The 25,340-nt window shown below is 75.0% G+C and carries 22 protein-coding genes; 11 read left to right on the top strand and 11 right to left on the bottom strand.

The window, feature by feature from the left end:
* Nucleotides 1-32 precede the first annotated feature (32 nt).
* The gene (locus tag CRP51_RS06460) at nucleotides 33-1,040 is read right to left on the bottom strand and encodes a Gfo/Idh/MocA family protein (RefSeq protein WP_170970450.1); all 1,008 of its coding nucleotides are present in this window, start codon (nucleotides 1,038-1,040) and stop codon (nucleotides 33-35) included.
* A 204-nt stretch (nucleotides 1,041-1,244) separates the two neighbouring features.
* On the opposite strand from CRP51_RS06460, the gene CRP51_RS06455 reads away from it, so the two are divergent.
* Nucleotides 1,245-2,219 (top strand): aldo/keto reductase, encoded by a 975-nt coding sequence (locus tag CRP51_RS06455; RefSeq protein ID WP_097230039.1) that lies wholly within the window; start codon nucleotides 1,245-1,247, stop codon nucleotides 2,217-2,219.
* A 32-nt stretch (nucleotides 2,220-2,251) separates the two neighbouring features.
* Here the strand turns inward: CRP51_RS06455 and CRP51_RS06450 are convergent, their stop codons facing one another.
* The gene (locus CRP51_RS06450) at nucleotides 2,252-2,932 is read right to left on the bottom strand and encodes a lysophospholipid acyltransferase family protein (RefSeq protein WP_097230038.1); all 681 of its coding nucleotides are present in this window, start codon (nucleotides 2,930-2,932) and stop codon (nucleotides 2,252-2,254) included.
* 367 nt (nucleotides 2,933-3,299) lie between these two features.
* On the opposite strand from CRP51_RS06450, the gene CRP51_RS06445 reads away from it, so the two are divergent.
* Together CRP51_RS06445 and CRP51_RS06440 are read left to right on the top strand one after the other, a co-directional pair.
* Nucleotides 3,300-4,466 carry a glycerophosphodiester phosphodiesterase gene (locus CRP51_RS06445; protein WP_097230037.1) on the top strand — a complete coding sequence of 389 codons (1,167 nt, stop codon included), beginning with the start codon at nucleotides 3,300-3,302 and terminating at the stop codon, nucleotides 4,464-4,466.
* Between the two features lie 290 nt (nucleotides 4,467-4,756).
* Nucleotides 4,757-5,266: a GNAT family N-acetyltransferase gene (locus CRP51_RS06440; RefSeq protein WP_097230036.1), complete on the top strand. Its 510-nt coding sequence runs from the start codon at nucleotides 4,757-4,759 to the stop codon at nucleotides 5,264-5,266.
* Between the two features lie 354 nt (nucleotides 5,267-5,620).
* On the opposite strand, the gene CRP51_RS06435 is transcribed toward CRP51_RS06440, so the two are convergent.
* On the bottom strand, nucleotides 5,621-6,076 hold the full coding sequence (locus CRP51_RS06435; RefSeq protein ID WP_097230035.1) for a hypothetical protein: 456 nt from the start codon (nucleotides 6,074-6,076) through the stop codon (nucleotides 5,621-5,623).
* On the bottom strand, nucleotides 6,069-6,446 hold the full coding sequence (locus CRP51_RS06430) for a hypothetical protein (RefSeq protein ID WP_097230034.1): 378 nt from the start codon (nucleotides 6,444-6,446) through the stop codon (nucleotides 6,069-6,071). The genes CRP51_RS06435 and CRP51_RS06430 overlap by 8 nt, the downstream gene beginning before the upstream one ends.
* A gap of 418 nt (nucleotides 6,447-6,864) precedes the next feature.
* Between CRP51_RS06430 and CRP51_RS06425 the strand changes: the two genes are divergently transcribed.
* The 3 genes from CRP51_RS06425 to CRP51_RS06415 all read left to right on the top strand — a co-directional run bounded on the left by CRP51_RS06425 (nucleotide 6,865) and on the right by CRP51_RS06415 (nucleotide 9,589).
* Nucleotides 6,865-7,965 carry a methionine ABC transporter ATP-binding protein gene (locus CRP51_RS06425; RefSeq protein ID WP_097230033.1) on the top strand — a complete coding sequence of 367 codons (1,101 nt, stop codon included), beginning with the start codon at nucleotides 6,865-6,867 and terminating at the stop codon, nucleotides 7,963-7,965.
* Nucleotides 7,962-8,630, top strand: coding sequence for a methionine ABC transporter permease (locus tag CRP51_RS06420; protein ID WP_097230032.1), 669 nt, complete (start codon nucleotides 7,962-7,964; stop codon nucleotides 8,628-8,630). The genes CRP51_RS06425 and CRP51_RS06420 overlap by 4 nt, the downstream gene beginning before the upstream one ends.
* A 92-nt stretch (nucleotides 8,631-8,722) precedes the next feature.
* Complete coding sequence (locus tag CRP51_RS06415; RefSeq protein ID WP_097230031.1) at nucleotides 8,723-9,589, top strand: MetQ/NlpA family ABC transporter substrate-binding protein; 867 nt, start codon at nucleotides 8,723-8,725, stop codon at nucleotides 9,587-9,589.
* Here the strand turns inward: CRP51_RS06415 and CRP51_RS06410 are convergent.
* From CRP51_RS06410 to CRP51_RS28740, 3 genes are all read right to left on the bottom strand, one after another.
* Nucleotides 9,544-11,811 carry a hypothetical protein gene (locus CRP51_RS06410; RefSeq protein WP_097230030.1) on the bottom strand — a complete coding sequence of 756 codons (2,268 nt, stop codon included), beginning with the start codon at nucleotides 11,809-11,811 and terminating at the stop codon, nucleotides 9,544-9,546. The genes CRP51_RS06415 and CRP51_RS06410 overlap by 46 nt on opposite strands.
* Nucleotides 11,808-12,878, bottom strand: coding sequence for a hypothetical protein (locus CRP51_RS06405; RefSeq protein WP_097230029.1), 1,071 nt, complete (start codon nucleotides 12,876-12,878; stop codon nucleotides 11,808-11,810). The genes CRP51_RS06410 and CRP51_RS06405 overlap by 4 nt, the downstream gene beginning before the upstream one ends.
* A gap of 145 nt (nucleotides 12,879-13,023) precedes the next feature.
* On the bottom strand, nucleotides 13,024-13,680 hold the full coding sequence (locus CRP51_RS28740) for a Crp/Fnr family transcriptional regulator (protein ID WP_170970449.1): 657 nt from the start codon (nucleotides 13,678-13,680) through the stop codon (nucleotides 13,024-13,026).
* A 159-nt stretch (nucleotides 13,681-13,839) separates the two neighbouring features.
* On the opposite strand from CRP51_RS28740, the gene CRP51_RS06390 reads away from it, so the two are divergent.
* The 3 genes from CRP51_RS06390 to cobT all read left to right on the top strand — a co-directional run bounded on the left by CRP51_RS06390 (nucleotide 13,840) and on the right by cobT (nucleotide 18,569).
* Nucleotides 13,840-14,457, top strand: coding sequence for a GNAT family N-acetyltransferase (locus CRP51_RS06390; RefSeq protein ID WP_097230028.1), 618 nt, complete (start codon nucleotides 13,840-13,842; stop codon nucleotides 14,455-14,457).
* Between the two features lie 60 nt (nucleotides 14,458-14,517).
* Nucleotides 14,518-15,756 (top strand): precorrin-6y C5,15-methyltransferase (decarboxylating) subunit CbiE, encoded by a 1,239-nt coding sequence (gene cbiE / locus CRP51_RS29330; protein ID WP_245880408.1) that lies wholly within the window; start codon nucleotides 14,518-14,520, stop codon nucleotides 15,754-15,756.
* A gap of 164 nt (nucleotides 15,757-15,920) precedes the next feature.
* Nucleotides 15,921-18,569 carry a nicotinate-nucleotide--dimethylbenzimidazole phosphoribosyltransferase gene (cobT, locus tag CRP51_RS06385; RefSeq protein WP_245880407.1) on the top strand — a complete coding sequence of 883 codons (2,649 nt, stop codon included), beginning with the start codon at nucleotides 15,921-15,923 and terminating at the stop codon, nucleotides 18,567-18,569.
* Between the two features lie 102 nt (nucleotides 18,570-18,671).
* On the opposite strand, the gene CRP51_RS06380 is transcribed toward cobT, so the two are convergent.
* Genes CRP51_RS06380 through CRP51_RS06365 form a run of 4 tightly spaced genes read right to left on the bottom strand, consistent with a single transcriptional unit; the run spans nucleotide 18,672 to nucleotide 22,787 of the window.
* Nucleotides 18,672-19,655, bottom strand: coding sequence for a Bug family tripartite tricarboxylate transporter substrate binding protein (locus tag CRP51_RS06380; protein ID WP_097230027.1), 984 nt, complete (start codon nucleotides 19,653-19,655; stop codon nucleotides 18,672-18,674).
* Between the two features lie 44 nt (nucleotides 19,656-19,699).
* Complete coding sequence (locus CRP51_RS06375) at nucleotides 19,700-21,220, bottom strand: tripartite tricarboxylate transporter permease (protein ID WP_097230026.1); 1,521 nt, start codon at nucleotides 21,218-21,220, stop codon at nucleotides 19,700-19,702.
* Nucleotides 21,220-21,786, bottom strand: coding sequence for a tripartite tricarboxylate transporter TctB family protein (locus CRP51_RS06370; RefSeq protein WP_212615846.1), 567 nt, complete (start codon nucleotides 21,784-21,786; stop codon nucleotides 21,220-21,222). Before CRP51_RS06370 ends, CRP51_RS06375 begins: the two co-directional genes overlap by 1 nt.
* Complete coding sequence (locus CRP51_RS06365; protein ID WP_097230025.1) at nucleotides 21,783-22,787, bottom strand: Bug family tripartite tricarboxylate transporter substrate binding protein; 1,005 nt, start codon at nucleotides 22,785-22,787, stop codon at nucleotides 21,783-21,785. The genes CRP51_RS06370 and CRP51_RS06365 overlap by 4 nt, the downstream gene beginning before the upstream one ends.
* A gap of 142 nt (nucleotides 22,788-22,929) precedes the next feature.
* Here CRP51_RS06365 and CRP51_RS06360 point away from each other — a divergent pair, with 142 nt between their 5' ends.
* Together CRP51_RS06360 and CRP51_RS06355 are read left to right on the top strand one after the other, a co-directional pair.
* On the top strand, nucleotides 22,930-24,570 hold the full coding sequence (locus CRP51_RS06360; RefSeq protein ID WP_097230024.1) for a sensor histidine kinase: 1,641 nt from the start codon (nucleotides 22,930-22,932) through the stop codon (nucleotides 24,568-24,570).
* Nucleotides 24,567-25,244 carry a response regulator transcription factor gene (locus tag CRP51_RS06355; protein WP_097230023.1) on the top strand — a complete coding sequence of 226 codons (678 nt, stop codon included), beginning with the start codon at nucleotides 24,567-24,569 and terminating at the stop codon, nucleotides 25,242-25,244. The genes CRP51_RS06360 and CRP51_RS06355 overlap by 4 nt, the downstream gene beginning before the upstream one ends.
* Nucleotides 25,245-25,340 lie beyond the last annotated feature (96 nt).

Here is a 25,340-nt window from a genome sequence, read left to right as displayed (position 1 = left end):
GCTCGTCCGCGGCCAACGGCCGGGCCGCGGGCTCACTCGCCCGGGTAGCGCAGGCCGATCTCCCTTCGGGCCGCGTCCAGCGTGCGCATCACGGCCAGCGTTCCGTCCAACGGCACCAGCGGGGACTCCAACTCGCCGGCCCGCAGCGCCCGTCCGACCTCCGCCGCCTCGTGGGCGTAGCTCATCGCGGGACCCGGCGCGGTGAACTCCTCGGGCGCGTCCGCGCCCGCGCGGTGCAGCACGAAGCTCTCCGGGTGCAGAAAGCCCCGGGGGACCTCGATCCGGCCCCGCGAGCCCGTGACCACGGCGGTCCGCGCCGTGTCCGCCACGAACGAACACGTCAACGCAGCGACCGCGCCGGACTCGTAGCCCAGCAGCAGCCCGGTGTTCTCGTCCGTGCCGCCCGACATCGCCGCCCAGGCCCGCACCTCGCTCGGCTCGCCCAGCACCAGCTGCGCGAACGACACCGGGTACACCCCCAGGTCAAGCAGCGCCCCGCCGCCCAGCTCCGGGTCGCGCAGCCGGTGCGCCGGGTCGGTGGGGGCCACGAACCCGAAGTCGACATGGACCGACCGCACCTCGCCGATCGCGCCCTCCGCGATCACCTCCACCATCCGCCGCACCACGGGGCTGCAGTAGGTCCACATGGCCTCCATCAGGAAGACCCCGCGCTCCCTCGCCAGCGCCACCAGCTCGGTCGCCTGCGCCGCGTTCAGCGTGAACGGCTTCTCGCACAGCACCGGCGTGCCGGCCTCCAGACACAGCCGCACCGGTTCGGCGTGCGCGCTGTGCGGGGTCGCCACATAGACCACGTCGACCTCGGGGTCCTCGGCCAGCGCCGCCCAACTCCCGTGCGCGCGGGGGATGCCGTGCGCCGTGGCGAACCGTTCCGCCGACTCCGCCGTCCGCGAGCCGACGGCCACGATCTCGGCGTCCGGCAGCTTCGCCACGTCGGTGACGAAGCTGCGGGCGATGCCGCCCGTCGCGAGGATGCCCCACCGGACCGGCCGCCCGGTCAGTCCGCCCTGCTCGTCAGCCATCCGTGCTCCCTCGTCGTGCCAGGCCACCCGGCGGGCGGCCACCGGCGGATCATCGTAGTTCGCGCCGTCGACGCCGCCACGGCCGCCGCCGGGACACTGCCGGTACGGTGAGCATCGCCCGACCGAGAACGGGCGCCGCGACAGCCCGGCAGCCGCGAGACAGAAGCGAGAACAGCCGCGAGAGCAGGCGTGAAAGGGGACGCGATGGCGTTCACACGGTTCCACCCCGAGGCCACCCCGACCGCCAGGATCGGCCTCGGCCTCGCCGCCGTCGGCCGCCCCGGCTACCTCAACCTCGGCCGGGCCGCCGACCTCCCCGCCGAGCGCACCCCCGAGGCGCTGCGGGAACGCACCCACCGGCTGCTGGACGCCGCCTACACCCAGGGCGTGCGCTACGTCGACGCGGCGCGCTCCTACGGCAGGTCGGAGGAGTTCCTGGCCGGCTGGCTGGAGAGCCGCGCCGAGGCGGCCAAGGAGCTGGTCGTCGGCAGCAAGTGGGGCTACACCTACACCGCCGGCTGGCGGACCGAGGCCGACGTCCACGAGGTGAAGGACCACTCGGCGGCCACCCTCGACCGGCAGTACGCCGAGACCACGGCGCTGCTCGGCGACCGGCTCGACCTCTACCAGATCCACTCGGTGACGCCCGAGAGCCCCGCGTTGAGCGACCCGGCCGTCCAGGCCAGGCTCGCGCGGCTGGCCGAGGCGGGGGTCAGCGTCGGACTCTCGACCAGCGGACCCGCCCAGGCGGAGGCGATCCGGGCGGCACTGGAGGTGACGGTCGCCGGTCGGCCGCTCTTCACCACCGTGCAGGCGACGTTCAACCTGCTGGAGCCGTCGGCGGCGCCCGCGCTCGCCGAGGCCCACGAGGCGGGCCGCACGGTGATCGTCAAGGAGGCGATGGCCAACGGCCGGCTGGCCGGCGAGGCGGCGCCGCCCGAGCTGCTGCGGCTGGCGCAGGAGACCGGGACCAGCGCCGACGCGGTCGCCCTGGCCGCCGTGCTGGCCCAGCCGTGGGCGGGGATCGTGCTCTCCGGCGCGGCGACCGTCGCCCAGCTGAACGACAACGTGGCCGCCGCCGCGCTCAGCCTGGACCCGGCGCCGCTGACCTCGTTGGCACGGCTGGTGGAGGCGCCCGAGACCTACTGGCGCACCCGCGCCGCGCTGCCCTGGCGGTGAACCGCCGTCAGCGGGTCGCGCGGCCGGGCGGATCAGGCGGCGCGCGCCTTGGTGGCGTACATGTCGACGTACTCCTGACCGGAGAGGCGCATCACGTCCGTCATCACCTCGTCGGTCACGGCCCGCAGCACGTAGCGGTCCCGGTCCATGCCCTCGTAGCGGGAGAAGTCCAGCGGGTCGCCGAAGCGCACGGTGATCCGCCGCCCCGCGCCCAGCCTCGGCAGGCCGCGGCCGCCCGGCTGCACCCGGTCGGTGCCGATCATCGCGAACGGCACCACCGGCGCGCCGGTCATCAGCGTCAGCCGGGCGATCCCGGTACGGCCCCGGTACAGCCGCCCGTCGGGCGACCTGGTGCCCTCCGGGTAGATCCCGAACATGTCGCCGCGCTCCAGCACCCGGCGCCCCGTCATCAGCGCCGCGACCCCGCCGCGCCCGCCGTCGCGGTCCACGGGGATCATCCCGACGGCGGTGAAGAACCACGCCATCAGCCGCCCCTTGAGTGAACGGCCCTTGACGTACTCGTCCTTGCCGATGAAGAAGACCTGGCGCTCGCAGACCAGCGGGAGGATCACCGAGTCGATGAAGGTCAGATGGTTGCCGGCGAGAATCACCGGGCCGCTGGCCGGAATCCGCTCCAGCCCCTCCACCCGGGGGCGCAGCAGCAGCTTCAGCAGCGGGCCGAGCAGCACCTTCAGCACAACGAAACGGGACAACTTCCCCTCCGGTCGGTCATGGTCGCGCGCGGGGCGTCACGATCCGGGGGACCGTGACGCATAGGGACGATACTCGCGCGCACGGCGTCTTCCCGCACAGGGTTCACCCCCTGGTGCGGAGAACATCACATCACGGGGGCCTCGGCGGCCGGCGCCCTCCGGGCCGCGCGCTCGACGACGCACCGTGCCGGTGTCGGACCGTCGTCCTCCTCCCGCCACGGACGCACCGCGCGACCCGAACCGCGGTCGTTCCCGCGCGCCGCGGCGAGCAGCATTCGCCCAGAGTTCGCCCGCGCTTCCTGGCCACGGCCGCCCCCGCCTCCTAGGGTCGGGCGACGCTTCGTGGAGCAACGACGAGGGAGACGAGATGGCAGCGCGACAGGAGACGGGGTCCGAACGAGGCCGGCCGGGCCGCCGCGCCGTGCTGGGCGCGGCGATGGCGGGGGCCGGGACGGCGGGGCTGCTGGGCGCCGGCACCGCCCGGGCGGCCGGCGGCCCCGGCCGCCCCGGCGGCGGCCGCGACCGGCTGCCGGTCCCCGCCGTCGTCGCCCACCGGGGCGCCTCCGGCTACCGTCCGGAACACACGCTCGGCTCCTACCAGTTGGGCCTCGACCTCGGCGCCGACATCATCGAGCAGGACCTCGTCCCGACCCGCGACGGCCATCTCGTCTGCCGCCACGAGAACGACATCACCGGCACCACCGACGTCGCGGACCACCCCGAGTTCGCCGACCGCCGGACCACCAAGAGCATCGACGGCGTCGAGCTGACCGGCTGGTTCACCGAGGACTTCACCCTCGCCGAGCTGAGGACGCTGCGCGCCACCGAGCGCATCCCAGGGCAGCGCCCCCACAACACGCTCTACGACGGGCGTTGGGCCGTTCCCACCTTCGAGGAGGTGCTGGAGTGGGCGGCCGAGCGCGGCCGGGAGCGGGGCCGGCCGGTGTGGCTGTACACGGAGACCAAGCACCCGAGCTACTTCCGTTCCCTCGGCCTCGGCCTGGAGGAGCCGCTGGCCCGGCTGCTGCGCCGGCACCGGCTGCACCGCGCCGACGCCCCGCTCCTCCTCCAGTCGTTCGAGCCCGGCAGCGTCCGGCGGCTCGCCGAACTGGTCGACACTCCCGGCGTGGTGCTGCTGGGCGCGGCCGACGACCGGCCGTGGGACTTCGTGGAGTCCGGCGACCCGCGCACCGTCGCCGACCTGATCACCCCTCAGGGGCTGGCCGAGATCGCCGGCTACGCGCACGGCGTCGGCCCCACCCTCGACCTGGTCATCCCGCGCGCCGAGGACGGGTCGCTGGCCGAGCCCTCGTCCCTGGTCGCCGACGCCCACCGCGCCGAGCTGCTGGTGCACCCCTACACGCTGCGCAACGAGAACGCGTTCCTGCCCACCGACTTCCGGCGCGGCACGGACCCCAACGGCTACGGCGACGTCTTCGGTGCCGCCCGCGCCTACTTCGAGGCCGGCGTCGACGGCATCTTCGCCGACCACCCCGACACGGCCCTGCTGGCGGCCGAGGACTTCCGGGGCTGACGCCGCGTCAGCGCCGCGCCGCCCGGCTGCTTCACCCGAACGAGGGGCACGGTGGCGCGCGCCGTTCGCCGTCCGTTTCCCGGCCGTTTCACACGACTCGGGGCGGCCGGAACGGTGAGTGAGTCGTGAATCTCACAGCGCAGTTGGCCCGGAGGCATTCCCCCACGGGCCGCTCCCTAGCACAATGCTGACGGCGCGGGTTCTGACCTGCGCCGTCAGGGCTGTTGCCGGTCCGCGCGCACCCTCACCTCAGCGCGGCCGGCCGAACTCCTCACCTGGAGGCGTGTGCAATGGGCATGAGCGTCACGATCGAGCCGGCGACCGAGCGGGACGTCGAGCAGATCCTCAAACTCCAGTACCTGTGCTACCAGTCGGAAGCCGAGCTGTACGGCGACTACGGCATCGAACCGCTCACCCAGACCCTCGACGAGCTGCGCGCCGAACTGGCCGAGAGCTGCGTCCTGGTGGCGCGGCTCGGCGACGAGGTCGTCGGCTCGGTGCGCGGCACGGTGGAGGCCGACGGCACGGCCCCGATCGGCCGGCTGATCGTCCACCCGAGGATGCAGCGGCACGGGCTCGGCGGGCGGCTGCTGGTCGCGGTCGAACGGCGGCTGGCCGCCGAGCGTTCCGCCGCCCGCTACCGCCTCTCCACGGGGCAGCGCAGCGCCGCCAACCAGCGGCTCTACCGCCGCCTCGGCTACGCCCCCGTCTCCGTGGAGCAGATCTCGCGCCACCTGTCCCTGGTCACCATGGAGAAGCCGGTGGCCGTCCCGCGGCCGGAGCGCACGGTCGCCGCGTAGCGCCCTCGGCCGGGCGGTGGCCTCCCCGGGGGCGCCGCTTGGCGTGGGTCGTCGGCTGTATCCCGGTTCTCGGTTGCTCGCGCGGTTCCCCGCGCCCCCTGAGGGGGTGGGCGTTCGCGGTCAGATGCGGGTCCACATTCGGCAGGTGGCGGCCTGTCTGGGGGCGCGGGGAACTGCGCGGTGCGTGTGCGGCGGGTCGTGGTCGACTACTGACCTTGCCGGTCGGGGTGGGTTGTCGTCCTCGGCCCGGTGGCCGGTTGCTCGCGCGGTTCCCCGCGCCCCTTGAGGGGGTGGGCGTGGTCGGTCACGTGGCCCCGTCAGGGGGGCGGTGCGTGTGCGGCGGGTCGTGGTCGACTACTGACCTTGCCGGTCGGGGTGGGTTGTCGTCCTCGGCCCGGTGGGGGCGGCCGCTCCGCGGAGCCAGCGCAGGCCCGTGAGGGGGAGGATCAGGGGCAGCAGGACGTACCCCAGGCCGTAGTCGGACCAGACCGTCGCGTCGGGGAAGGCGCCGGGGTCGACCAGTGACCAGGTGCCGACGGTCAGCACGCCCACCAACTCGACGGCGCAGCAGACGAGTCCGACGCGCCGCGCGCGTTCCCCGCCCCGGGCCAGGCAGAAGGTGATGACGGCGTAGACCACGGCGGCCACCGCCGACAGCAGATACGCGACCGGCGCCTCGTCGAACCTGGTCGACAGCTGGTAGATCGAGCGGGAGGCGGCGCCCACCGCGAAGATCCCGTACAGCAGCACCAGCAGCCGCCCCGGTCCCCGCTTCAGGTCGAGTCCTGCGGTGGTCGCGGTCTCAGACACCGGCCGCCCCCGCCCACACGTCGGCCAGCCGCAGCTCCAGCACCGCCGCCACGGCCGCGCCGACGGCGACCGTCGCGGAGCCCCAGCGGTTCCGTTCGGTGAAGGAGACGACGACCGTCAGCGGCAGACACAGCGGCACCGCGACCAGGTAGCAGACGAAGACGACCGTGCTGCCCTCGCCGGCCGGCCGGTCGCCGCCCGCGAGGGCGACCGTGGAGACCACGGCCTGTGCCAGGGCGAACACCTCGACCAGCGCCGCGCCCCCGTAGTGCCAGTCCTTGACCGGCTGGTCGCGGAAGGACGCGTACCCGCACCAGACCGCCAGCAGCAGCCCGGTCACCACGACCGTGACCGTCAACGGGGTGAACATGGCGACGACTCTAGCCCGGCCCGCGACCCCGCCGGCCCCCGGGGCGGGCCTTCCCGGCCCGGGGAACGCCGCCCGCCGGGGCCGGCGCGGCGTGGTGTTGGCCACAGCGCCCCGGACGGTGGTGATAACGCTCTGACCGGTCTGTTTTACTGGACGGCATGACACCGACGAGCAGCCCCCACGCGGCGACCGAGGCACGGATGCTGCCCGGTGCTCACTGTCCGTGTCGAATGTGTGCCCGCTGAGGGCCCCCACCGAGCGCCTCGCGCCCCGAAGCGAACCCGCCGCCGCGCCGGCCTGCCCGCGCGCCGTCGGACCGGCCGCACCTGACCGGCCGCCTCCCGCTCACGCGCTCCCCACCTGACACCCCCGCCAGGGCCCACGGCTGCCGTGCGCCCGCCTACAGCGATGGAAGCCAGTGATCACCACCACGGATCTCACCAAGGTCTACCGCTCACGTGGCCGCGAGGTCACCGCACTCGACGGCGTCAGCCTCCATGTCGAGCCGGGCGAGATGTACGGCGTCATCGGTCGCAGCGGGGCGGGCAAGTCCACCCTGATCCGTTGCGTCAACCTGCTGGAACGCCCGGACTCCGGCACCGTGACCGTTGACGGGCAGGACCTCACCGCCCTGCCGGGCCCCCGGCACCGGGCGGGCCGTTCGCTGCGCCGGGCGCGCACCGGCATCGGCATGATCTTCCAGCACTTCAACCTCCTCTCCTCCCGCACGGTGCGCGGCAACGTGGAGCTGCCGCTGGAGATCCTCGGCCTCACCCGGCGCGAACGCGCCAGGAAGGCGCTGGAACTGCTCGACCTGGTGGGCCTGGCCGACCACGCCGCCGCCTATCCGGCGCAGCTCTCCGGCGGCCAGAAGCAGCGCGTCGGGATCGCGCGGGCGCTGGCCGGCGACCCCAAGGTGCTGCTCTCCGACGAGGCCACCTCGGCCCTGGACCCGGAGACCACCCGTTCCGTGCTGGGGCTGCTGCGGGACCTCAACCGGCAGCTCGGTCTGACGGTGCTGCTGATCACCCACGAGATGGACGTCGTCAAGGCGGTGTGCGACTCGGCCGCCCTGATGGAACGCGGCAGGATCGTGGAGGCCGGGGTGGTCTCCGAGCTGCTGGCGACGCCGGGCTCGCGGCTGGCGCGTGAGCTGTTCCCCGTCGCCGGGCCGGTCGCCGGCGACGGGCGCACCGTCGTGGACGTCACCTTCCACGGGGAGAGCGCGGGCCAGCCGGTCATCTCCCATCTGGCGCGGGTGCACGACGTCGACGTGTCGATCCTCGGCGCCGCCATGGACACCGTCGGCGGCCGCCAGGTCGGCCGGATGCGGATCGAGCTGCCCGGCGCCCCGGAGAACAACGCCGAGGCCCTCGCCTATCTGCGCGAGCGCGGCCTGACCGTGGAGCCCGCCGCGCTGCCGACGCCCGCGCCCCGGGAGGACCCGGCCGACGGCGGAACCGACGAAGACCCCGGGCCCCGGCCCGCCGACGCACTCGCCCCGGAGGGCACCCGATGACCTGGTCCCAGATGGAGCCGCTGCTCACCCAGGGCACGATCGACACCCTGTACATGGTCGGCTGGGCCACGTTCTACGCCGTCCTCGGCGGCCTGCCGCTCGGCGTCCTGCTGGTCCTCACCGACAAGGGCGGGCCGCTGCGCAACGTGGTCGCCCACCGCGTGATCGGCGTCGTCGTCAACGTCGGCCGCTCGCTGCCGTTCATCATCCTGCTGGTGGCGCTGATCCCGTTCACCCGCTTCGTCGTCGGAACGGCGATGGGGCCGACGGCCGCCGTGGTGCCGCTGGCGATCGCCGCCATCCCGTTCTTCGCGCGGCTGGTGGAGACCGCGCTGCGCGAGGTCGACCACGGGCTGGTCGAGGCGGCGCACGCGATGGGCGGCGGCACCTGGACCGTCGTCGGCAAGGTGCTGCTGCCGCAGTCGCTGCCGTCACTGGTCGCGGGGCTGACCACCACCGTGATCGCGCTGATCGGCTACTCGGCCATGGCCGGCGCGGTCGGCGGCGGCGGGCTCGGCACCCTCGCCTACACCTACGGCTACCAGCGCTTCGAGGACGAGTTCATGCTGCTGACCGTCGTCGTCCTGCTGGTGATCGTCACCGCCGTGCAGTTGCTCGGCGACGGGGTGGTCCGTCTCCTCGCCCGCCGCACCCGCACCGGCTGACCCCCCCCGCCGCTCCGCGAGGGCGGAGCGGCCCCCAGACCCCGGGACGACTCCCGGACCCTGTCACCACCCGCAAGCGAAAGGCACTCTTCGTGCGTACCCACCTCAGGCACGGCGCCGTTCTCGCCGCCACCACCGCCCTCGCCCTGGCCCTGACGGCCTGCGGCACGGACTCCGACCCGGACACCGGCGGCTCGGGCGACGGCGCCAACGCCGACCCGTCGCAGCCGCTGAGCGTGGCGGCCAACCCCGTCCCGCACGCCGCGATCCTGGAGTTCGTCCGCGACAACCTGGCCGAGGAGGCCGGGCTCGACCTGGACATCCGGGAGGTCACCGACTACGTGACCCCCAACACCCTGGTCAACGACGGCGACGTGGACGCCAACTTCTTCCAGCACCAGCCCTACCTGGACGACTTCAACGCCCAGCAGGGCACCGACATCGCACCGGTGGCCAACGTCCACCTGGAGCCGCTCGGCCTCTACTCCAGCGAACTGGCCGGCGTCGACGAGCTGGGGGAGGGGGCCACGGTCGCCATCCCCAACGACGTCACCAACGGCGGCCGCGCGCTGCACCTGCTCGCCTCCGAGGGCGTCATCGAACTCGCCGAGGGCGTCGGCGCCGAGGCCACCCCGGCGGACGTCACCGAGGACAACGGCATCACCTTCCAGGAGCTGGAGGCCGCCTCCCTGCCGCGCGCCCTGGAGGACTTCGACGCCGCCGTGATCAACGGCAACTACGCGCTGGAGGCCGACCTGGCCCCCGCCGAGGACGCGCTGATCCTGGAGGAGGCCGAGGGCAACCCGTACGCCAACTTCCTGGCCGTCAGGGCGGGCAACGAGGACGACCCCCGGGTCGAGCGACTGGCCGAACTGCTGAACTCCGACGAGGTGCGGCAGTTCATCGAGGACACCTACGAGGGTTCCGTCATCCCGGCCTTCGGCGCCCCGGGCGCCTGACGCGCGCCGTTGCCCGACGCCTCCCGGGCCGCCGCCCCCGCCTCCGCGCGGGGGCGGCGGCCCGCCTCCGCGCCGTCCCCGTCGAGGAACGCCTGGCGCGACTGCGCGCGCCGCACGTCGAACCACCCCTCGCCCTCGGTGGCCAGCGCGGCCAGCACCCGGAACCCGGCCGTGATCCCCGACGTCTCCAGCGCGACCTCCCGCAGCCGGCCGAGGTCGGCGCCGGCCGTCACCAGCTGGTGGTGGTCCTCGATCCGCACCTCCAGGTCCTCCTGGTTGTTCAGCACCAGACGCAGCACCTCCCCGGCCCGGACCCGGGTCTCGGACGCCGCGCCCAGACCGGTCGTGCCGGCCCGGGCCGCGGCGGTCTGGAGCACCACCGAGCTGATCGAGTCGAAGCGGAAGACGAAGTCCCTGCGCCCGTCGTGCACCGCCGTCGCCGCGTCGATCTCCCAGGTGCAGACCCACACGCCCGCCGTGGTCAGCACGAACAGCTTCAGGCCGTAACGCGAGTAGCGCGGCGGCCCGTTCGGCACCTTGGCCCGCACACAGCCGGGCGCCGGCTCCAGCACGGAGAACGTGAAGAGGATGCCGTGGCGCCGCATCCGGTGCTCCCGCAGCACGTCCCTCAGCAGCGCGCGCTGCTCCAGGTCGATCCACCGCCCCACCAGCTCGTCGGCCGGCCTGTTGGCCCGCAGGAAGGCGCCCCACTCGGCGTGGGCCCGCCGCTCGTCGGCGAAGTCGGCCGACTCCCGGGCCACCATGCCCACCTCGACCAGCCGGACACCCACGGCGAGCGCCGTCCACAGGGACGCCCCCCACAGCCCGAGCACCAGGAACGCCATCGACGGCGAGGCCAGGGCCAGCGGCAGCACCGGCACCGCGAGCGCCACGGCGAGCAGGACCAGACCCGCGCGCGCCCAGGCCCACTGCTGGTAGGCCGGGGGCGGCGCCGGGGGGAGGTTCCCGCTGTGCGCCGCCGCCTGCCGGGCCCGCAGCTGGAGCAGCCAGTCCAGCCCCTCGGGCTGCCCGGTCCGCCAGTAGCGCACCGACAGTCTCTCGACCAGCTCGGACCTGAGATGGGCCGTGGCGAACTGCCAGCCGTCGGGATCGGGACCACCCGCCGGCCGCGCCTCGGCGAAGCGGGCGGCGGCCAGCGCCGCCAGCCGGGCGCGGAAGGCGTGGAAGGCGAGCGCTTCCCCCGTCTGCCGCGCCGCCCCCGACGCCTGCTCGAACAGCTCCCTGCGCCGCGCCTTCTCGGGCGACACCGGCCGCCCCTCCCGCAGCCACGGCGGCCGGCGGCGCTGGCGCGCCCGCCTGCGCAACTCGCCCTGCCCGCCGACGGACAGCAGCGCCACCGCGGGGCTCGCGAAGATCGCCAGGATGACCAGCACGGACGCGGTGAGATCGCCCAGTTCCGAGAGGACCAGCACCAGGCCGGCCACGAAGAACGCGCCGGCGATCCCGAGCACGGTGGCCGCGCCCGCCCGGTCGCCCGGCAGCGCCGAGTCCTTGACCGGCGGCGGCTCCACCAGCGGCAGCGGATCGGGAGTGAAGAACAGCGGAAGGCGCGCCGCCCGCACACCGCTGGCCTCGGGCGTCAGGCTCGCGTCGATCTCCGCCGACTCCACGGAGCTGAGCACCGACTGCTCGACCCGCTCCCACACCTTGCGCAGATGGTCGGCCATGTCGGCCCGCCGCGCCGGCGGCAGCGCGGCCATCCGCAGCTCGAACACCGCGGCCGGTGTCCCGCCCGCCTCCCCCGAACCACCCGCGTCGCGCGGGGTGATGGCCGCCGTCAGCAGGTCGTCGACCAGCGCCGCCGCCTCCGTGTACCCGCCCTCGTCCGCCGGCCCGTCCGACGCCTCGGAGGCGGAGCGCCGCACCCCGCTGAGGGCCGTGCGTAACGGGTGCCACTCCTCGTCCGTGAGGTCCTCGGGGGAGCGCCGACTGATGATCGTCAGCGCCCAGCCGTAGAACAGCTCGCGGGAGTGCGGGTGGCCCCTGCCGATCGCGTCCTCCACCAACTTCCTGGCCCGATCCCGCAGCCCGGCGGCCAGGCAGCGCATCCCCTCCGCGAAGATCTGCTCCGGCGAGGCCGACGGGTCCAGCACGTACTGGTTGACGTACTGGTCGCCGTGGAGCACGCCGACGCCGCCCTCGGTGATGTCCCCGTTGAGGGCGCCGATGCCGCTGTTGTCCGTGATCACCGGTCCGTTCACTCTCCACCCCGCAGTGTCTCGATCAGTTGCCTCACCGGCTCGGCGACCGACGCGACGCCCGCGACCAGCGCGCCGAGCTTCACCAGCGCGCGGGTGAGCGTCCCCCGGCTCTCCCGGTCCCCCGCCTCCGCGCACCCCTCGGCCGTGTCCAGCTCGTGCGCGGCGTCCCGGTAGGTGCCGTCGTCGATGTCCCTGCGCTCCAGGGCCTCCTTCAACAGCCCGCGCAGCGCCTCCAGTTCCCGCGCCAGCCGCTCCTCGTCCCGCCCCGGCGGCCGCGCCGCGCGCTCGCCGAACACCTGGTGGACCGACCCGTGCATCACGCCTATCCCGCCTTCCGCGATGCTGTGGACAAAGCCGATGCCGGAGTTGTTCTCGATGCGGACGCCCCGGGACTCCGGCTCGGCCGGTTCCCTCGCCGCCCGCTCGCGCCGCGCCCAGTCCGCGCGGGGGTCGTCCGCCCCCACCGGCGCCGCCGGCGGGGACCACGCGTGCCCGGGGACCCGCACCCAGACCGTCTCGCCGGAGATCTCCTTGGCGTCGAACCGCACCGGCCGGTACTCCCGCGCGTCGATCCCCGGATGCGCGTGGCTGATCACCTTGCGGTGCCACTCGTCCGAGACCGCGACCACCAGCTCCGCCCCCGGCACCGAGGCCAACGCGTCCCGCAGCGGCTGGTGGTCCACCATGCGGCAGGCGGTGTTGAGGTCGGCGCCCACCCAGCCGTGGCCGTCGTGGCCGACCTCGCCGCCGTGCAGCGCCAGCCGCAGCCGCAGCCGGCCCGCCTCGCCGCTGGTCCGCGCGTGGGCGATCAGGCCGTGCCGCAACCGCTCCACGAAGGGACCGGTGACATCCTCCTTGGGCACCGTCCCGGGCAGCAGCAGAAAGCAGCCGTCTCCCCGGTCGACGGGCGCCGGTCCCGCCTCCCAGTCGATCCCGGCGCCCCCCAGCGCGTCCTCCCACAGCTCCCGCAGCCGCTCCCGCAGCCACGACTGCACGGTGTTGGGCCGCCGCCCGAAGCCCTCGACATCGAGGACCACGATCGTGTGGTACGTGTACTTGACCGGCATGGACTTCCCCTCGTGATCGTCCTGACACCCCCTTCGTGAGCGAGGCGGGCCGCCCCCCGTCGTCGACCGGCCCGCCCGCTCGACCCCAGCAAACCGCTCGACGCCCGTCCGCACAGCGTCAGATGACGCGTCGGGGCCGACACGTTCAGTCCCGGCGCCACTCCCGCAGCCCCTCCAGGTCCACCACCAGCGTCTGGCCCCGGCGGCGGACGATCAGTCCCTCGGCCGCCAACTCGCCCAGCGCCCGCACCAGGGACTCCCGGGACGTTCCGGCCGCGCCCGCCAACTCCTGCTGCGTCACCCGCACCGCCAGCGCGCCCCGCGGCTCGTCCACCCTCCTCCCGTGCCGCACGGCCATCTCCCACAGCACCCCGGCCACCCGCACCCCCGCCGGATAGGCGCCGTGTTCGGCCCGCAGCCGGTCGGAGTCGCGCAGCCGCACGGCGACGCTGCGCAGCACCGCGAGCGCCAGCGTCCCGTGCGCCGCCAGCAGCCGCCGGAACCGCTCGCCGGGAACCACCGTGCCGCGCACCGCGCCCAGCGCCGTCACCGTCGCCGAACGCGGCCCGCCGTCCAGACAGGACAGCTCGCCCAGCAGCTCCCCAGGACCGCGCACGGCGAGCACGCTGGTGTAGCCGTTGGCCGACACCGACGTCACCTTCACCAGCCCCGACTCGACGAGGATCACGTCCCGCGCCGGGGCGCCCTCGCTGACCACCACCTCCCCGCGTGCCCAGGAACGTTCGCTGCCCGCACCGTGGAGCAGGCCCAACTGGTCGGGCGTCAGGGCTCCTTGGACCACCGTGGGACCTCCGGGGGCTCGTCCTCCGCAGCAGGGTAGAGGGCGGCGGCCCGGGAGGACCCCGTTTTGCGGCGACACACAGCCGGGGCCCGAGGGCCGGGCGCGAGACGGGATGCGCCATGCTTGGCGTGAATCCCAGGCCAGGCGATGGAGCGACGTATGACACCCACCTTCCCCGACATCTCCCTCAGCACAGAACGCCTGACGCTCCGCCCGTTCGAGGAGGCCGACGCGCCCGAGCTGGCCGCGATGATGAGCGACGAGCTGAGCGTCGCCTGGACCACGGCGCCCATCCCCTACACCCGGCGCGAGGCGTACGACTGGATCACCCGAAGAGCCCCCGCGGAACGCGTCGGGGGCCGGGGCATCGTGCTGGCCGTCGTCGAGTACCTCACCCACCGGCTGGTGGGCAGCGTCCACCTGATGAACACCGACTGGCGCACGCTGAGCACCGAGGTCGGCTACGTGGTGGCGCCCTGGGCCAGGGGAGAGGGCTACGCGGCCGAGGCGGTGCTGGCGGTCGCCCAGTGGCTCTTCCGCGACCAGAAGTTCGAACGGCTCGAACTCCGCACCGCCGCCGGCAACACCGCCTCCCAGCAGGTCGCGCAGAAGATCGGCTGCATCAGCGAGGGAGTGCTGCGCAACGCGCTGATAGTGCGCTCCCGCACCGAGGACGGCGGCTGGGCCGACATCCGCACCGACCTGATCGTCTGGGGCCTGCTGCCGGAGGACGTCGAGGACCTGGGCGACGCGGGGGACGCGACGACCGAGGGCTGACGGGCGGGGTAGGCTCAACTGCCGTCCACCCAACGCTCGCCCCGCAGGAGACCCCTGACCATGGCCGACCGCGTCACCGTGATCGGATGGGACGGGTCGCCACTCGCCCCGGCCGCCGTGACCGCCCTCAGGGCGGCGACCCTGGTGGCCGGAGCGCCCCGCCACCTCGCACTGCCGGGCATCCCCCCGCACGCCGAGCGCGTCGTGCTGGGCAGCCTTCCCCTCGCCGCCGAACGGATCGCCGCGCACCGGGGCACCGCCGTCGTGCTCGCCGACGGCGACCCCGGCTTCTTCGGCGTGGTCCGCGCGCTGCGCGCCCCGGCCCACGGCCTGGAGGTCGAGGTCGTGCCCGCCGTGTCGGCCGTCGCCGCCGCCTTCGCCCGCGCCGGGATGCCGTGGGACGACGCCAGGATCGTCGTCGCCGGCGAGCGCACGCTGCGCCGCGCGGTCAACGTCTGCCGGGCCCACCCGAAGGTCGCCGTCCTCACCTCGCCCGACGCAGGCCCCACCGAGATCGCGCTGCTCCTCGGGCCCGAGCAACGCACCTTCGTGATCTGCGAGTCGCTGGGCACCGACGCCGAACGGGTCTCCGTCCTCACCTCCGACCGCGTCCCCCAGCACCGCTGGCGCGACCCCAACGTGGTCATCGTGATCGGCGGCAACGTCCCCCACTCCAGCACCAGCAGCTGGCTCGCCGGGCTCGCCACCGGCGACGTTCCCGAGGGCCCGCGCGGCTGGGGCCTGCCCCCGGCCGACTACGGCCAGCCGGTGCCCGCCCCCGACGCCGAGGGCGCGGGACGGGACCGCCGGCTGCGCGCCCTCGAACTCGCCGCGCTCGGCCCGCGCTTCGGCGACCTGCTGTGGGACGTGGGCAGCGGCGACGGACTCACCGCGATCGAGGCCGCCCGGCTGGGCGCGGCGGCCATCGCCGTGGACCGCGACCCGAACGCCGCCGCCCTCGCCGAGGCCACGGCCCGCCGCGTCGGCGTCCAGGTCAGCTGCGTGCGGGGCGCGGCGCCGCAGGTGCTGAGCGACCTGCCGCAGCCGGACCTGATCCGGGTGGGCGGCGGCGGTCAACGGGTGCTGGTCGCCTGCGCCGACCGCAGGCCCCAACGGCTCGTCACCCACGCCATCAACCGCGACCAGGCCGAGGAGGCCGGACGGGTGCTCACCGGCGCCGGCTACGCGGTGGAGTGCACGCTGCTCCAGTCCGTGGAACTCGCCGCCCAGGACTGGTCGGAACGAGGGCGGAGCGTTGTCTTTCTGCTCGCCGCGCGCCTGTTGTCGTCGGTGACCTGACAAAAGCGGATCATCCGGGGCCAGTCGCCCACCCCGCGGCCGGTCGCGCTCCCATCCCGGGTAGGCTGATCGACCGTTGTGCCATCGGCCGACCGTGCGGTTTCGTCCCGCTTGGTCCGGCATGTGGCAACGGAAGGAGCACGTGCGATGGGCGAGGTGGACGCATGACGGACGCCCCGGGTGAGATTCCCGAGCGGGAACAGCCGGAGCAGCCGGGCGGGTTGGAGCCTTCCACTCCCGCCGCCTACCCGTACCAGGGGCAGCCCGTCGCGGGGCATGTCCCGGTGGCCGACGACGAGGAGGCCGAGGAGGAGGACCTGCTGATGCCCGGCAGCGCCGCCGCCTGGGGCGAGTCGGCGGCCGCGCAGCCGGTCCCGCCGGCGCCACTGCCCCGGCAGAACGTCCGCCCGGTGGCGGGCCCCGGCCCGCACCCCACGGAGCCGGAGTACCTGGACGTTCCGATGACCCGTGCCGACGAGCCGTCAGCGGCGGACGCGGTGCCGGCGGAGCCGGCGGCGGAGCCCGTCGCCGAGCCGGTCGCGGAGGCGGCGCCCGAGGCGGCGCAGCGGCCGGTGGCCGAGGAGCCCGTCGCGTCCGAGGAGCCCGTCGAGCCCGTTCCGGCCGTCGAGCCCGCCGCGCCGGAGCCCGAGGCCGTCGCCGTGCGGGAGGTTCCCGCCGCCGAGGGGGAGGCGACGTCCGCGCCCGTCCGGCCGGAGCCCGCTGCCGCGCGGCCCGGGACGGCCGAGCCCGCACCGGCCCCGCAGACGCCGGCCGAGGAGGCCCCGGCCGAGAGCGCCCCGGTCGAGGAGGCCCCGGCCGCGCCCTCCGCGACGGAGCCGGAGCCCGCCGTGGCGTCGGCCGTTGCCGCGCCCGAGTCGGTCGAGGTTCCGGCCGAGCAGGCCGACGTCGCGGAGCCCGCCCCCGAGCCGGAGCCGGTCGAGGCGTCGGGGGACGCCCCCGCCGCGCCCGTGCCTGCGCAGCCCGTGCCGGCCGAGGCCGAGACCGTCGTGGTCACCGCCCCGCCCCGGAACCAGCCTGCCGAGCAGGACGGGACGGCCGAGCCGGCCGGGACCGACGAGCGGCCCGCCGGCGGGTACCCCGAGTCCGAACGGGACGCCGTGCACCGCCTGATGCGCGACCGCCGCGACGTCCACCACGGCTTCCGTCAGGACCCGGTCCCGCCGGAGGTGCTGCTGCGCGTGCTGGAGGCCGCCCACAGCGCGCCCAGCGTCGGCCCCGCCCAGCCCTGGGACTTCGTGCTCATCAAGTCCGCGGAGACCCGCGCCACCATCCACGAGCTGGCCCGTCGCCAGCGCGACTCCTACGCCAAGTCCCTGAGCCGGGCCAGGGCCCGGCAGTACCGGCAGCTCAGCGTGGACGCCATCCGGGACACCCCGGTCAACATCGTGGTGACCGCGGATCCCACCCGTGGCGGCCGCAACACCTACGGCTGGCACCCGCAGCCGCAGACCACGCCCTACTCCTCCGCGCTCGCCGTCGAGAACCTCTGGCTCGCCGCCCGCGCCGAGGGCCTGGGCGTCGGCTGGATCGGGTTCTTCGACGAGCGCGAACTCGTCCACACCCTCGGCCTGCCCGAGCACCTGGAGGTCGTCGCCTACCTGTGCGTCGGCTATGTCGACACCTTCCCCGAGGAGGCCGAGCAGGGCCAGGGCGGATGGACCCACCGCCGGCCGCTGTCCTGGGTCGTCCACGAGGAGTCCTACGGCCGCCGCGCCCTGCCCGGCGCCGAGCCGCACGACCTGCTGAGCGAGACGCTGGCCGAGATCCGCCCGCTGGACGCCCAGGCGCTCGGCGAGGCGTGGGAACGCCAGAAGCGGATGACCAAGCCGGCCGGCTCGCTCGGCGCGCTGGAGGTCATCTCGGCGCAGCTGTGCGGCCTCTCCCGGAGCTGCCCGCCGCCCGTCCCCGAGCCGGCGGCCCTGGCGATCTTCGCCGCCGACCACGGCGTCCACGCCCAGGGCGTCACCCCGTGGCCGCAGGAGGTCACCGGCCAGATGGTGGCCAACTTCCTCGGCGGGGGAGCGGTCTGCAACGCCTTCGCCGCGCAGGTCGGCGCGGAGGTCTGCGTCATCGACGTGGGCGTCAGGGACGAGCTGCCGACGATGCAGGGGCTGATCCCGCGCCGGGTCAGGCCCGGCACCAACGACCTCAGCATCGGCCCCGCGATGACCCGCGACGAGGCGCTGCGCGCCGTCGAGATCGGCATCGAGATCGCCCGCGACCTGGTGTCGGCCGGCAACCTCGCGCTGCTCACCGGCGAGATGGGCGTCGCCAACACGACGCCCGCGGCGGCGCTGGTCGCCGCGTTCACGGGTGCCGAGGCCGCCGAGGTCACCGGGCGCGGCAGCGGGGTGGACGACGAGACCCACGCCCGCAAGGTGGACGTCGTCCGCCGGGCGCTCCAACTCCACCAGCCGGACCCGGGCGACCCGTTGGGCGTGCTGGCCGCCGTCGGCGGGCTCGAACACGCGGCGCTGGCCGGCCTGATCCTGGGCGGCGCGGCGCAGCGCGTCCCGGTGCTGCTGGACGGCGTGAGCGCCGGCGCCGCCGCGCTGGCGGCCCGCGCGATCGCGCCGGAGGCGGTCTCGGTCTGCGTCGCGGGCCACCGCAGCTCCGAGCCCGGCCACCAGGCCGCGCTCACGGCGCTCGGCCTGCGCCCGATGATCGATCTCGATCTGCGTCTCGGCGAGGGCAGCGGCGCGCTGCTGGCGCTGCCGGTGGTGCAGAGCGTGGCCCGCGCGATGCGGCAGGTGGCCACCTTCGACTCGGCGGGCGTCACCGACAAGAACTAGCCCCCGGCCGGCCTCGCGGGCGGCCCCCAGCCGGCCGGTGCCGCTCCGTCGTCGTCCGCGCCCCGCCACCCACGTAGCGCCGGCGGGCCGCCGGACGACGCGTCACCCGGTCCGGCCGGGACGGTCGTCGTCGGCGGCCTGCCGGGAGGCCCTCTCGTTCTCCTCGTCCAGAAAGCGGGCGAACGGCTCGCCCGTGAGATAGGCGTCGCGCCACCCGTTCTCCCGCAGCGCCGTCTGCCACTCCTCGCTCGCGTGCAGCGCGTCCAGCGCGTCGAGCAGCCCCTCGCGTTGGCTGTCCGTCAGCCCCGGGGGAGCGAGCAGCCCGCGCCAGTTGACGAACTCCCACGCGTAGCCCAACTCCCGGAACGTCGGCGCCTCCAGCCCCGGAACCCGTTCGGCGCCCGTGACCGCCAGCACCCGCAGCTCGCCCGCCGCCAGCGCGTGCCGGTACTCGCTGACGCCGGTCATGATGGCGTCCACGTCGCCGTTCAGCAGCGCGCCGAGCAGCGCCCCGCCGCCGTCGTAGCGGGCCACCGGGCCCGCCTCGGGGGCGAGCCCGGCGGCCCGCGCGGCCTCGCGCCACGCCAGGTGGTCGGGGCCGCCGACATGGGAGCCGATCCCGGTGGTGAGGTCGCCGGCCTCCCAGCCGGCGAGCAGCGCCTCCACCGAGACCAGCGGGGAGTCGGTGGGGACGATCAGCGCCTCCGGCTCCTCCACCAGCCGTGCCAGCGGCTCCGCGTCGCCGACGCCCGGCGCCCGCGGCGTGGCCTGCGCGCTGCCGACCAGGCCCAGGCCCATCAGCAGCACCAGCCGGTCGTTGCCCCGCTCGTGCAGCAGCCGGGAGAGCGCCACCGTCCCCGAGCCGCCGGTGAGGTTGAACGCCTCGGCGTCGGTGATCCCGGCCTCCCGCAGGCTGACGACCAGCGTGCGGCCGGTGACGTCGTAGCCGCTGCCCGCCGTGTTGGGCACCATCACCCGCAGCGCGGCGCCGGGTTCTGGGCCGGCGAGACACCCCGCGACCGTGGCCAGGGTCACCAGGACCCCGGCCACCCGGGCCGCGGCCGTTCCCCGCCCGCGCCATGTCATCCGCCCATCCTGCCCCCACCGCCGGCCCCCGGCGGAAGGCGCCCTCACCCCACGGGCTCGTCCACCGCGCGCTCCCGTGCCCGTGCCCGCAGCCGGGTCACCACGGCCAGCACCAGCCCGGCCAGCAGCAGCCCGTAGAGCGCGCGGGTGATCCCGCTGTCGAAGAGCGCGGTCACGTCGCCCTCGCTGACCGCCAGCGCGCGCCGCAACTCCGTCTCGGCCAGCGGGCCGAGGATGACGCCGATCAGCACCGGCGCCAGCGGCAGCCCGTGGCGGCGCATCAGCAGCCCCAGCAGCCCGATCGCCAGGACCAGCACCAGGTCGAACGTCGAGGCGCCCGTCGCGTAGACGCCCAGGCCGCAGCAGACGGTGATGCCGGCGTACAGGTGGTGGCGGGGGATCAGCAGCAGCTTCGCCCACAGCGGGGCGAACGGCAGGTTGAGCACCAGCAGCACCACGATGCCCAGGAAGAGCGAGGCCAGCAGCGTCCACACCAGGTCGGCGTTCCGTTCGAAGAGCAGCGGCCCCGGCTGCATCCCGTACTGCTGGAACCCGGCCAGCATGATCGCCGCCGTGGCCGAGGTCGGCAGGCCGAGCGCCAGCAGCGCGCCCATGGCGCTGCCCGCCGTGGCGCTGCCGGCCGCCTCGGGGCCGGCCACGCCCTGGATCGCCCCGCGCCCGAACCGGGGCCGCGCGCGCCGCCGGTCCAGCCGCCGCTCGGCGCTGTAGGCGAGGAACGTCGGCATCTCCGAGCCGCCGACCGGGATGACGCCGAACGGGACGCCGAAGCCGGTGCCCCGCAGCCACGCCGGCCAGGCCAGCCTGAGGTCGGCGCGGGAGAGCCAGGGCCGCCCGACGACGGCCGGCGCCGTGACCGCGCCCTCCCGCCCCCGCGCGGCGACGTGCAGCACCTCGCCCAGCGCCAGCAGACCGACGGTGATCACCACGATCGCGATGCCGTCGAACAACTGCGTCTGCTCCAGCGTGAAGCGCGTCGCGCCCGAGGTCGGGTCGACGCCGACCAGCGCCAGCGACAGTCCGATGGCGAGCGAGACGCAGCCCTTCACGGGGGAGTCGGCGACGATGGTGGCCGTCGCGGCGAAGGCGAAGACCGCCAGCGCGAAGTACTCGGCCGGGCCGAACAGCGCCGCCCAGTCGACCAGTCGGGGCGCGAAGAAGACCATCAGCGTGGTGGCGATCAGCCCACCGGTGAAGGCCCCGATCGCCGCGGTCGCCAGCGCCTGCGGCGCCCGGCCGGCCAACGCCATCCGGTGCCCCTCGATGGACCCGGCGATCGCCGAGCTGTTCCCCGGCGTGTTGAGCAGGATGCCGGCCGTGGAGTCGCCGAACAGCCCGCCGTAGTAGACGCCGGCGAACATGATGAACGCCCCCGTCGGGTCGAGGCCGAACGTCACCGGCAGCAGCAGCGCCACCGCCATCGCCGAGCCGAGACCGGGCAGCACGCCGACGGCGGTGCCCAGCACCGCGCCGACGAGGAGCAGCAGCAGGTTCAGCGGCGTCAGCGCCTGCGCGAACCCGTCACCCAGCAGCGAGAAGGTGTCCATCAGAAGGCCCCCTCCAGCACGCCGGCCGGCAGCGCCAGCCCGAGGCCGGCGGAGAACGCCAGCTGGAACGCGGCCGAGACCGACAGCGCGACCCCCGCGTCGAAGAGCGGGCGTCTGCCGCCCAACGCGTATCCCGTTCCCCAGAACAGCAGCGCCGCCGAGAGCAGCCAGCCGAGCGGCGACAGCAGCGCCGTGAACGCCAGGAACGACACCACCACGACGCCCACCGCGCGCCAGTCCGTCCCCTCGCCGGCCGGGGCCGGCCGGGGCTCGGACGCGGCCCGCGCGCCCCGCGTCGCGCGCGCCACCTGGGCGGCCATCAGCGCGGCCAGCACGAAGGTCAGCACGGTGACGATGACGGGCACGAAACGGGGGCCGGGCGAGCCGGAGTTCTCCGGCACGTCCATCGTGGCCGTGCCGTGCGCGAGAAACGCGCCAAGCGCCAGCAGCAGGACGACGACGGCCCAGTCGCCCCGGCCCGCCGACGCCTCGGCGCCGCCCGGCAAAACCGGCTCCGGCGGCTCGTCGTCCAGCCCCCTCGCGCCCTGCTCCACGGTGCCGCTCACAGTCCCAACTCCTCGATGATCTCGTGCACGCGACCGGTCTCGTCGGCGAGGAACGCCTCGAACTCCTCGCCGACCATGAAGCTGTCCGCCCACCGGTTGCGTTCCAACGTGTCCTCCCACTCCGGGGAGCGCGCCAACTCGGTCGCGATCTCCTCCAGTTCGGCGCGCTGCTCCTCGCCCACCCCCGGAGGGGCGAGCAGCCCGCGCCAGTTGGGCAGCGAGACGTCGTAGCCCTGCTCGACGAACGTGGGCACGTCGATGCCGTCGACGGGGGCGTCGGCCGAGAGGGCCAGCGCCCGCATCCGGCCGGCCTCGATCTGGTCGGAGAAGTCGTTGTAGCCGCTGACGCCGGCGACGACCGTGTGCGAGAGCAGCGAGGTGGTCACCTCGCCGCCGCCCGGATAGGCGATGTAGTTGAGCTGCTCCGGGTCGATGCCGGCCTCCCGCGCCAGCAGCCCCGCGATCAGGTGGTCGGTGCCGCCGATGGAGCCGCCGCCGATGGCCGTCCCGTGCGGGTCCCGGCGCCACGCCTCCACCAGGTCGTCCAGCGTCCGGTACGGGGAGTCGGCCGGCACCACCACGGCGCCGTAGTCGTCGGCGAGCCGGGCGATCGGCGTCACGTCGTCGAACGTGGTGCCGTTCCCCGACAGCTCGATCCCGCCGACCATCACCGCGCCGGTGATCATCATCAGCGAGCCCTCGCCGGAGCGCTGCGCGATCTGGCTCAGCCCGATGGTGCCGGCCGCGCCCGGCACGTTGACCACCTCGACGCTGTTGACGACCCCCGCGCCGCGCAGCGCCTGCTGGGACTCGCGGGCCGCCAGGTCCCAGCCGCCGCCGGGCGCGGCCGGCGCCATCAGGGTCAGATGGGTCCTGGCGCCGCCGCCGGAGTCGCCGCCACCGGCGTCCCAGACCGCGAGCGAGACCAGGACGGAGACGACGGCCGCGTAGGCTACCCTGCCCAGCGTTCGCCGGCGCGGGTCAGGTCGCTTGGTGAACATGACGGCTCATCGTGGTGGCGCCGTCGGGCGCTGTCAGCAGCCGTGCGCGTTGTTGACGGTTGCGCTGGTTGTGGTCGTTGTGCTCACGGGACGTTCCCCTCGCGCCGCCGGCGGGGGAGCGCCCGGCGGAAGGGGAGGGGCGATGCGCGGACGCGCACCCGGGCTGCCCAGGCTCACCCTCGCCGGACGGTTCCTCGTGCTCCAACTCGGCCTGATCGTCGTCGTGCTGGTCGTCGTCGCGGCCGTCTCCATCGCCCAGGCCGACCGCGACCTGCGGCGCAGCGAGAGCGGGCGGCTGCTGGGCGTGGCCGAGTCCGTCGCCTCCCAGGAGGCCGTGCGCGTGGGCCTCACCGACGTGGCCAGGCGGGGCATCCTGGAGGCCACGGCCGAGCACGCCAGGGGCGTCTCCGGCGCCTCCTCCGTGGAGATCGCCGGCCTCGACCGGCGGGTGCTGACCTCGGCCGACCCGCGCCGGGTGGGCACCGGCGTCGTGCCCGAGGACAGCCCGGTCTTCCGGGGCCGCTCCTGGACGGGCACCACGACCACCGAGGAACGCACCTCGGTCGCCGCCCACGTTCCCGTCTTCGCCGAGGACGGCCGTCAGTTGGGGGCCGTCGTCGTCGCCAGCGAGGCGCCGAGCCCGAGCGAACGCGTCACCGCCGCCGTGCCCGACCTCGCGCTCTACGTCTCGGTCGCCAGCCTGCTGGGCGCCGCCGGCTCGGTGCTGCTGGCCCGCCGCATCAAGCGGCAGACGCTCGGCCTGGAGCCGGGCGAGATCACCAGCCTGGTGGAGCACCGCGAGGCCATGCTCCACGGCATCAGGGAGGGCGTCCTCGGCCTGGACGGGCAGGGCCGGATATCCCTGGCCAACGACAGCGCCCGCGCGCTGCTGCGGCTGCCCGCCGACGCCGACGGGCGGGCCCTGGCCGAACTGCCCGTGGAGGCCGGGCTGCACGACGTGCTGACCGGCCGGACCAGTGGTCACGACCAGGTGGTCTTTACCGGTGAACGGGTGCTCACCCTCAACCGCAGGCCACTGGTCACCCGCGGCCAGTCGGCCGGCTCGGTGACCACGATGCGGGACCTGACCGAACTGGCCTCCCTCCAGCAGCAGTTGGCGGCGACCCGCAGTGTCACCGACACCCTGCGGGCCCAGGCTCACCAGTTCTCCAACCACCTCCATGTCATCGCCGGGCTGGTCGAGCTGGGCGAGTTCCCCGAGGTGACCCGCTATGTGCGCGGGGTCAGCGGCGCGCACGCGGAACGGACCTCCGAGGTGCTCACCCGCGTCGCCGACCCCTCCCTCGCCGCGCTGCTCATCGCCAAGTCCAGCCTGGCCGCCGAGCAGGGCGCCGCGCTCCGCGTCACCGAGCGCAGCAGCCTCGGCCCGGTGCCCGAGACGCTCTCCGCCGACCTCGTCACCGTCACCGGAAACCTCGTGGACAACGCGCTGGACGCGGTGCGCGGCCGCCCCGACCCCTGGGTGGAGGTCGAGATCACGGTTGGCGGCGCCGCCGACCGCAGCGAGGTGACCCTGCGGGTCACCGACTCGGGGCCGGGCGTCCCGCCCGACCTGGTCGACGAGGTCTTCCGGCAGGGGTTCACCACCAAGCCCGCAGGGGACGCGGCCGGGCGCGGCCTCGGCCTGGCCATCACCCGGCTGGTGTGCGCCCGGCGGGGCGGCGGGGTGACCGTGTCGGGCGCCGAGTTCACCGCCGGGCTCCCCTGGGACGGCCCGGCCGCACGCCCCGGAACGGCGGGAGAAGGGGAACGGGACCGATGATCAGCGTGCTGGTCGTGGACGACGACTTCATGGTGGCGCGGCTCCACCGCAAGCTGGTGGAACGGACGCCCGGCTTCACCGCGGCGGGCGAGGCGCACACCGGCGCCGAGGCCCTCAGCGCGGTCGCGCGGCTCCGCCCCGACCTGGTACTGCTCGACCTCTATCTGCCCGACCTCTCCGGGCTCGAGGTGCTGCGCAGGCTGCGCGCCGCCGACGACACCGCGGGCGCCGAGCCCGACGTGCTGGTGGTGACGGCGGCCCGCGAGGTCGACTCCGTGCGCGGCGCGCTGCGCGGCGGCGCGGTGCACTACCTCATCAAGCCGTTCGACGGCCCCGTGCTCCAGGAGCGCCTGCGCGACTACGCGCGCCGCCGGGGCCAGTTGGCGGCGCTCGACGCGCCGGGCCAGGACGACGTGGACCGGGTCTTCGGCGCGGCCGCCGTCTCCCGGCTGCCCAAGGGCCTCAGCCGCGAGTCCGCGGCCCTCGTCCGCCGCGCGCTGACGGAGGCAGGGGGCGACCTGTCGGCCACCGAGTGCGCGGAACGCAGCGGGCTCTCCCGCGCCAGCGCCCGCCGCTACCTGGAGTACTGGGTCAGCACCGGCCGCGCCGGGGTCTCCCTGCGCTACGGCGCCACCGGCCGCCCGGAACGCCGCTTCCACTGGTCGGGCGGCTGACCACCGCCGAACCGGCCGTCCGCCGGGCGCCGCCGCCCGCCCCGTAAGCTGACCCGGCGGAGCACCGGCGCCCCGCGCCCCCGTTCCCCGCGCCCG

It is taken from the genome of Streptomyces zhaozhouensis, from assembly GCF_900230195.1.
Taxonomy (GTDB): domain Bacteria; phylum Actinomycetota; class Actinomycetes; order Streptomycetales; family Streptomycetaceae; genus Streptomyces; species Streptomyces zhaozhouensis.
The sequence above is the reverse complement of the archived record's forward strand: the minus strand, read 5'-3'. Positions and strand labels throughout refer to the sequence as shown.